The organism is Streptomyces sp. NPDC056160, assembly GCF_042268205.1.
Taxonomy (GTDB): Bacteria; Actinomycetota; Actinomycetes; order Streptomycetales; family Streptomycetaceae; genus Streptomyces.
Genome location: NZ_JBHJUW010000232.1, coordinates 1 through 7,949 on the forward strand (window position 1 = coordinate 1; position 7,949 = coordinate 7,949).

A 7,949-nucleotide genomic window follows, 5' to 3' on the forward strand; every position below is an offset into this window, starting at 1 on the left:
CGCCGCGACGGGCCGCCGTGACGGCGCGGTCGCGGCGGCCTGGCGTCGGCCCCGCGGGCTGTCTACCGGTGGGCGCCGGCGGAGCGGCCGCGGCGGTAGAGGACGGTGCCGCCGGCGATCAGCACGGCGCTGGCGGCCGAGGCCCCCAGCAGCGCCCCGGTGTTGCCGCTGCCGGTCTCGGCCATCTGCGGCGGGGTGTGCTCCACAGGCGGCGGCGTGTGGTACGTGGGCGGCGGGCTGGTGTGGTGCGTGGGCGGCGGCGTCGTGCGGTGCGTGGGCGGCGGAGTGGTGTGGTGCGTGGGCGGCATCGTCGTGCACTCGCCCGGGGAGGGCTGCTCGCCGTACGCCCCGGAGGAGGGCTGCTCGCCGTAGGCGCCCTGGTCGTCGCAGTCCGGGCGGTGCGTCGGGGGCGGCGTCGTCTTGTGCGAGACGTTGGCGCACTTGTTGCCGAACGCCGGGTTGAGCGCCGCCGCACCGTCGACGGTGTTGCCGCAGGCGTTCACCGGTACCTCGACCGGCGCCTGGATGGTGTTGCCGGACAGCAGGCCGGGCGAACCCGCGCTGACTCCGTCCGCCGTCGAGTCGGCGAAGGCGGCGCTGCCGTACAGGGACAGCACGCTCGTCGCGGCGGCAGCCGCGAACACTCCCCTGCTCAGGGTCTGTCGCAATCTAGTGGTCTTCCTGCTCGAAGCCGCCCGCGGCGACTTGAGGAACTGTCAGATGTGGGAGGGCCGGCCCTGGGTCGTGAGTTCGACGTCCAAGGCCGGCCCTGACACGGCCGAGGTGGCCGGTGCGCCTGCGTGGTCAGTCGTTGACGCAGGGGTTGCCGAACGTGGGGTTCAGCAGCGCGATGACGTCGATGGTGTCGCCGCACAGGTTGATCGGGACGTGCACCGGGACCTGGATGGTGTCGCCGGAGATCACACCGGGCGAGCCTGCGGCCGCACCCTCGGCGCCGGCGTCGGCGAAGGCGGGGGCGGCCATGCCCAGCGCCAGGATGGCGCCCGTCATGACAGCGACGCTCTTCTTCATGAAAGTTCCCTTCTCGGGGCGAGGTGCCCCAATGACGGCGAGAAACCGAGTGAGCACGACCTCCACGGTCGCGGCACTGAACGAGGAATAGACGTATTCGAAATCGGCGGAACGTAAATCGCCCGACAATTCACTCGATTGCCCCGCGCACCGTACGCCTCACCCTCGGCTGCTCGGGCGATAAGGAATTCTGCGGAAACAGCCCGGGCGCCCGCGAATGATGCAGCGGGCAGCCCGGGCCGGCCGGAATCGGCTCAGCTCTCGCCGTTGGCCGAGAGGACCGACAGGTCCTTCAGGACGTCCGACAGGGCACCGTCCCGCTTGGCCTGGGTGGAGCTGTCCGAGCACTCCTGGTTCTGCCGGTCCGACAGGACCGGGACGTCCTGGACGTCGACGATCTGGAGCACGCCGACGTTGGTCTCGTCCAGCCCCAGGCACGGCTTGTTGAGCGTGCCCTCGACCAGCGAGAGCTCCGGGCTCATGTTGCCCCTCGTCGCCGAGTTGCCGAACGACGACGTGGAGCCGTTGCCGTTCGCGACGGCCGGGCCGTCGTCGTTCCCGATGGCAAGCGCCGCGGGAGCCGCCGCCACCGACCCGGCGACGACAGATACGGCGGCCGCAGCGGCGACCATTGCCTTCTTGAGCACTGCGCGTTCCTTTCCTCGTAGCGACGCAGGTCCTACGGCCTCATCAACACGGCGGGAGATGTTTGGTTGCGGGGGTTCACCCGGTTGGCCCGCACGGTATGACAGAACGCCTGAAAATCACGGAGTCCGGATAACACACAAACACTTCGCGGCATCCGCCGTGGGAGTGAACGGGAGAAACCCCGGTGGCCGCGGGCAGTTGACCAGAACGCTCCGGAGACGGGGTTCCCTCAGAAAGGACCACCCAGTGATCAAGAAGTTTGTCGCCACCGCGGCCATCGCCGCCTCCGCGCTCGGTACCACCGCCGCCGCGGCTCCCGAGGCCCTGGCGATCGGCAACGACAGCGGGCCGGCGGCCGCGAACGGCAACGCTGCGTGGCAGAGCTACGGCAACGCGACCACGTACGGGAGCATGAGCCCGCAGATGGCGCTCATCCAGGGGTCGTTCAACAAGCCGTGCATCGCCGTGAGCGAACTGCCGGTCGGGGTGCTCCAGGTCGTCGACGTCCAGGACATCCCGATCCTGTCCGACCGGCAGAACCAGCAGTGCACCGAGAACTCCACGCAGGCCAAGCGGGACGGCGCGCTGGCTCACCTGCTGGAGGACGTGTCGGTCCTGTCCGGGAACAGCGAGCGCTGAGCCTCGGGCACGGTGCGCGGAGCGGGCCGCCGGAGGACTCGGCGGCCCGCTCCCTCGTGTGTGCGGGACCCCCGTACGGGAGAACCCCTGCGGGAGGGCCCGTGCGGAAGGACCCGTACGGCGGCCGCCCTACGACACCACGTCCTTGCGGGCGAAGCCGCGGAAGGCGAGGGCGAAGAGCACCAGCGCGTAGGCCACGGAGACGGCCGTGCCCTGGATCATCCCGGACCACTCGGGGCGCGGCTGCACGGCGTCGGCCCAGGCGAACTGCCAGTGCGCGGGCAGGAAGTCACGCCAGTGGCCCAGCGCCGTGACGGCGTCCAGGACGTTGCCGACGATGGTCAGGCCGACCGCGCCGCCCACGGCGCCCAGCGGCGCGTCGGTCCTGGTGGACAGCCAGAACGCCAGCCCCGCCGTGACCAGCTGGGAGACGAAGACGTACGCCACGATCACCACCAGCCGCTGGGCGGCGGTGCCCGCGGCGAGCGCGCCGCCGGTGGGGATCTCCAGCGGGCCCCAGCCGTAGGCGGCGGTGCCGACTGCGAGCGCGACGACGGGCAGGAGCACCATGGCGGCCAGGCTCAGCCCGAGGCCGACGGCGAGCTTGGACCACAGCAGCCGGGCCCTGGGCACGGGGGCGGCCAGCAGGTAGCGCAGCGAGGACCAGCTCGCCTCGGAGGCGACGGTGTCCCCGCAGAACAGCGCCACCGGGATCACCAGCAGGAAGCCCGCCGACACGAACAGGTTCACCGCGGCGAAGTTGGCGCCCGAGGCGGTGGCCGTGTCCATCAGGGTCACCTGGTTGTTGCGCCCGCCCGGGTCGCCGCCGATCGCGAAGGCCACGACGAGGACGAACGGCAGCGCGGCCAGGATGCCCGCCATGATCAGGGTGCGGCGCCGCTTGAGCTGCCGGGCCAGTTCCACCCGCAGCGGCAGGGTGCGGGCGGGCTGGTAGCCGGGGGCGACCCCGGCGGGCCCGGCCTCCTCGGTGAGCGTGCTCATGCGGAACCTCCGATCAGGGTGAGGAAGGCGTCCTCCAGACGGCGGTGCGGGCCGATCGAGGCGACGGGCACCTCCAGCCGCACCAACTCCACCACCAGGCGCTCGGCCGTGGAGCCGGACTCCAGCCGGACCAGCAGGCCGTCGCCGGTGGGGACCGCCGAGGCCACACCCGGCAGCGCGGCCACCTTGTCGGCCACCGGCTCGTCCACGGGTGCCGCCGTGCCGACCAGCAGGGTGTCCCCGGAGCCGACGATGTCGCCGACCGGGCCCGCCTGCACCAGTCGCCCCCGGTCCATGACGACCAGGTGCGTGCAGGACTGCTCGACCTCGGCGAGCAGGTGGCTGGAGACGATGACGGTGCGCCCGCCGGCCGCGTACCGGATCATCACCTCGCGCATCTCCCGGATCTGCGGCGGGTCCAGGCCGTTGGTCGGCTCGTCGAGGATCAGCAGGTCGGGCAGGCCCAGCATGGCCTGGGCGATGGCCAGGCGCTGTCGCATGCCCTGGGAGTAGGTGCGCACCGCACGGGCCAGGGCGTCGCCGAGGCCGGCGATCTCCAGGGCCTCGTCCAGGTGGGCGTCGCCGGCCGGGCGGCCGGTGGCCCGCCAGTACAGTTCCAGGTTCTCCCGGCCGGACAGGTGCGGCAGGAAGCCGGCGCCCTCGACGAAGGCGCCGACCCGGGACAGCACGGGGGCGCCGGGCCGGATGGCGTGGCCGAAGACCCGGATCTCGCCCTCGTCCGGCCGGATCAGACCCATCAGCATGCGCAGGGTGGTCGTCTTGCCCGCGCCGTTGGGACCGAGCAGGCCGAGCACCTGCCCCCGCTCCACCCGGAAGGACAGCTCGCGCACCGCGTACCGGTCGGCGGAGCGGGCGTAGCGCTTGCTGAGGCCGGTGATCTGGAGGGGGACGCCGGACAGCGCCGGGTCGGGGGCCGGGGCGGCGGTGCGGCGGCGGGCGGTGAGCAGCAGCGCGAGCGCGATCAGCGCCCCCGCGACGGGCAGCCACCACACCCAGGCGGGCAGCGGGGCCGCCGCGGTGGTCAGGCCGGGCGCGGTGGGCACGGACAGGTCGCCGCGCAGGGCGGCGGTGTACGTGGCCGGGGCGGCCGGGGAGGCGTAGCCGAGGTCGGTGGAGGCCAGGACCAGGCGGAGCCGGTGGCCCTTCTGCACCTCGTGGTCGATCGCCGGGAGGGTGACGGTGACGTCCTTGCCCGTCCGCGCGCCCTCGACGCGCACCGGGTCGACGAGCTGGGCGGGCAGCACCGGCCGCGACGAGCCCGGTCCGACGTCGTACACCTTGGCGAAGAGCACCGCGTCGTCGCTCGTGGAGGTGACGTGGACGGTCACCGTGGGCGTTCCGGTGATCCGCAGGTCGCGGTCGAGCGGCGCCGACTCGAAGTGCGCGTACTGGCCGGGGAAGTCCAGCGACACCCCGAGACCGAGCGCGGAGAGCTGGGCGAGCCCGGCGCCCTGGCCGCCGAGGCCGGGCAGGGCGGAGACGGCGGGCGGGCCCGCGCCCGGCGGGTTCTGGAACCGCTGCTCGCGCCCGCTCAGGGCGATCGCCCGCTGTCCGCTCGCCAGTCCGGGGTACGAGTCCGCGCTCGCGCCGCGCAGCAGGGCCGCGCCGTCGGTGGAGTCGACGCCGCCGGTGCGGGTGACGCGGAAGGCCGGGCCGGTGTCCGCGCCGGCGTCCTTCTTGAGGTAGCGGTCGAACCAGGTCTTCACGCGGGCCTGGATCCGGCCGCTCTCCAGGTCGCCGCCGTCGTGACCGCCCGCGATCCAGTCCACGTCGACGGGCGCGCCGCCCGCCCGGATCGCCTTCTGCGCCGCGTCGGCCTGGCCGAGCGGGAAGAGCGAGTCGGTCTGGCCCTGCACCAGCAGGGTCGGCACCTTGATCCGGTCGGCGACGGCGGACGGGGAGCGCTCCTGGAGGAGGCGGCGCGCCTCGGCGTCCGGTGTGCCGGACTCGGCGACCCGCTCGTACATCCGGCACAACGCCGGCTCGAAGCGGGCGCAGCCGCCGCCGGAGTTGAAGAAGACGCCCGCCCAGAGCTTCTTGAAGACGCCGTTCGGGAAGAGGGCGTCGGCGAGGTTCCAGTAGGTGATCTCGGGGGCGATGGCGTCCACGCGGCGGTCGTACCCGGCGGCGAGCAGGGAGATCGCGCCGCCGTAGGAGGCGCCCGCCAGGCCCACGCGCGGGTCGCCGGGCCCGTCCAGGCTGACCTGCGGCTGCCGGGCCAGCCAGTCGATGAGCCTTTCGACGTCGGCGACCTCGCCCTTCGGATCGTTCAGCCCGATCTTGCCGGTGGAGCGGCCGAAGCCGCGCGCCGACCAGGTCAGCACCGCGTAGCCGTCCCCGGCGAGGTCCTCGGCCTGCCGCCGCACGTCGTCCTTGCTGCCGCCGAAGCCGTGCCCCAGCAGGACGGCGGGGTGGCGGCCGGGTCCTGCCGGGGTGAAGTAGGACGTGTCGATCCGTACGCCGTCGCCCGTGCTCATGACCCGGTCGGCGCGGCGCACCGCGGGCGGGTCGTCGGCGGAGGCGACCGCGGTCCAGGTGCCGGCCCCGGCGAGTACCACGAGCGCGGCCCCGGCGGCGAGCCACCGCCGGGGTCCGCGCGGCAGCCCTCGCCGGCCGGGCAGTCGAAGATCCATGCGTCCACGGTACGGGCCGCCGGTCACGGCCGATGCCACCGCCGGACCGAACCTCCGCCCCTCCGCCGGGAGTACGCCGGCGCCGCGGCGTACCGCACCCGCGGTACGCGGGTTCCGCGGGCCCGGTGGCGCGGGGGCTCAGGCCTGGGCGTCCTCGGGGATCGACACCAGCCAGCGGGTGTCGCGGCGCGGACGGAGGTAGAGGGCCCAGTACAGGGTGGCCACGGCCATGATGCCGCCGGTCCACAGCAGGTAGCCGACCTCCTGCTGGCTGAGGATGTACGCCAGCACCGCGATCAGCAGCACGGGCACGGCGGGCCACAGCGGCATGCGCCAGGCCGGGGTGTCCTTGTGGGAGCCGCGGCGGGCCAGCAGGGCGGCGACCGCGACGAGCAGGTACATGCCGGTCACGGAGACGCCCGTGACGCCGTACAGGGTGTCCAGGTTGACGAAGCACAGGACCGCGCCGGGGACGCCGACCGCGAGCGTGGCCACCCAGGGGGAGCCGAAGCGGCCGAGCTTGGAGAAGACGGTGTTGACCGGGCCGGGCCAGGCCTTGTCGCGGGCGGAGGCGAACAGCACGCGGGAGTTCTGGATGACCATGACGATGCCGGCGTTGATGATCGCGAGGGCGACGCAGAGGCTGACGAAGGTGCCGACGGCGGAGTTGGACCAGGCCGTCACCATCGAGCTGAGGTCACCGCCGGTCAGCTCCTTGAGGTCGGAGGCACCCAGCGTGATGGCGACGACCGGCACGAGGATGACCACGGAGGAGATGGCCAGGGTGGCGAGGACGGTGCGGGCGACGTTGCGGCGCGGGTGCTCCAGTTCCTCGGAGAGGTAGACGGCGGTGGAGAAGCCCTGGGTGATGAACAGGGCGATGGCGAGGCCGGAGACCACGAGCATGGCCGTCACGGTGTCGGTGTGGCCGCCCTGGCCGGCCACCTGCATGGAGACCAGGCTGCCGGCGCCCCGGTGGCTGTGTGCGAAGCCCAGGACGGCGACCACGCCCGCGGCGATGACCTCCAGGACCAGGAAGATGCCGGTGATCCAGGCGTTGGCGCGCAGGTCGAGCAGGCCGGCGAGGGTGGCGAGCAGCATCACCCCGGCGCCGGTCATCGCCGGGTCGAGGTGCACGAGCGGCGCCAGGTAGTCCGCCGTGCCCATGGCGATCACGGGCGGCACGATCATGACGACCAGCAGGGACAGCACGAACACCAGCCAGCCCGCCAGCCGTCCGGCCATCGTGGAGACCATGGCGTACTCGCCGCCCGCGCTGGGGATGAGGGTGCCCAGCTCCGAGTAGCAGAACGCCACGGCGATGCAGAGCAGCGAGCCGATGGCGATGGTGAGGGCGGTGGCGGTGCCGAGCGTTCCGAACAGGTCCGGGACCACGACGAAGAGCGTGGAGGCGGGGGTGACGCACGAGAGGGTGAGGAGGGTGCCGCCGACGACGCCGATGGAGCGCTTGAGCTGCTGGGGGCTGTCCGTCGTTCCTGCGGGGCTGTCGGCCGCCCGGGGGGAGGCGGTGTCGACAGGGCGGAGCGTGTCGGTCATGCGGCGGTTCCGATCGACTCGTGCAACAGGTGATGGGGGCTCGGGAGCGCTATCGCCTCCGGCGGCTTCGGTCGTACGTTCTCTGTCTTTCGTCCGCTCCCGGCGCGAGCATGGAATCCCGACGAAAACCGTCACGTCAATGGCTGTTCACCTTCGGAATCCGCACCTGGGTCCCGGCTGATGACGGTTCGATTTCGCAGGCCACACGGCTGTAACGGCGCATTCATCAAGCCTTGACAATTTGTGACCTTGGTTTCGAAGGCTCCAGCCCTGCTCTGCCTCCGGCATCCGTTTCCTCCCCCGCACACGGGAATCGCAGGCGTCGGCGCAAAAAAAGTCGCGGCCGTCCGGTATACGGACGGCCGCGGCGGGGCCACAGGTGGCGAGCCGTGGTTGCGCGGGGACCCCAGGGCGACA

7 protein-coding genes are annotated in these 7,949 nt (G+C 72.7%); 1 reads left to right on the plus strand and 6 read right to left on the minus strand.

The features are described 5' to 3' along the window. Nucleotides 1-62: 62 nt before the first annotated feature. From ACFC02_RS40420 to ACFC02_RS40430, 3 genes are all read right to left on the minus strand, one after another. Nucleotides 63-668: a chaplin gene (locus tag ACFC02_RS40420; protein ID WP_376367673.1), complete on the minus strand. Its 606-nt coding sequence runs from the start codon at nucleotides 666-668 to the stop codon at nucleotides 63-65. Nucleotides 669-804: 136 nt separating this feature from the next. Beyond that, entirely contained in the window at nucleotides 805-1,032 is a 228-nt protein-coding gene (locus tag ACFC02_RS40425; RefSeq protein WP_376367675.1) for a chaplin, read from the minus strand. 254 nt (nucleotides 1,033-1,286) lie between these two features. Further along, the gene (locus ACFC02_RS40430; protein WP_376367677.1) at nucleotides 1,287-1,679 is read right to left on the minus strand and encodes a rodlin; all 393 of its coding nucleotides are present in this window, start codon (nucleotides 1,677-1,679) and stop codon (nucleotides 1,287-1,289) included. 247 nt (nucleotides 1,680-1,926) lie between these two features. On the opposite strand from ACFC02_RS40430, the gene ACFC02_RS40435 reads away from it, so the two are divergent. Beyond that, nucleotides 1,927-2,319, plus strand: a complete 393-nt coding sequence (locus ACFC02_RS40435) for a rodlin (RefSeq protein WP_376367679.1) — start codon at nucleotides 1,927-1,929, stop codon at nucleotides 2,317-2,319. A gap of 129 nt (nucleotides 2,320-2,448) precedes the next feature. Here ACFC02_RS40435 and ACFC02_RS40440 read toward each other — a convergent pair whose 3' ends face one another. The 3 genes from ACFC02_RS40440 to ACFC02_RS40450 form a co-directional block, all read right to left on the minus strand. Next, a complete protein-coding gene (locus ACFC02_RS40440) occupies nucleotides 2,449-3,321 on the minus strand; it encodes an ABC transporter permease (RefSeq protein ID WP_376367681.1) in 873 nt (290 codons plus the stop codon). Then, the gene (locus tag ACFC02_RS40445) at nucleotides 3,318-5,975 is read right to left on the minus strand and encodes a CocE/NonD family hydrolase (protein WP_376367683.1); all 2,658 of its coding nucleotides are present in this window, start codon (nucleotides 5,973-5,975) and stop codon (nucleotides 3,318-3,320) included. The genes ACFC02_RS40440 and ACFC02_RS40445 overlap by 4 nt, the downstream gene beginning before the upstream one ends. A 138-nt stretch (nucleotides 5,976-6,113) precedes the next feature. After that, entirely contained in the window at nucleotides 6,114-7,532 is a 1,419-nt protein-coding gene (locus tag ACFC02_RS40450) for an APC family permease (RefSeq protein WP_376367684.1), read from the minus strand. Between the last annotated feature and the right edge of the window lie 417 nt (nucleotides 7,533-7,949).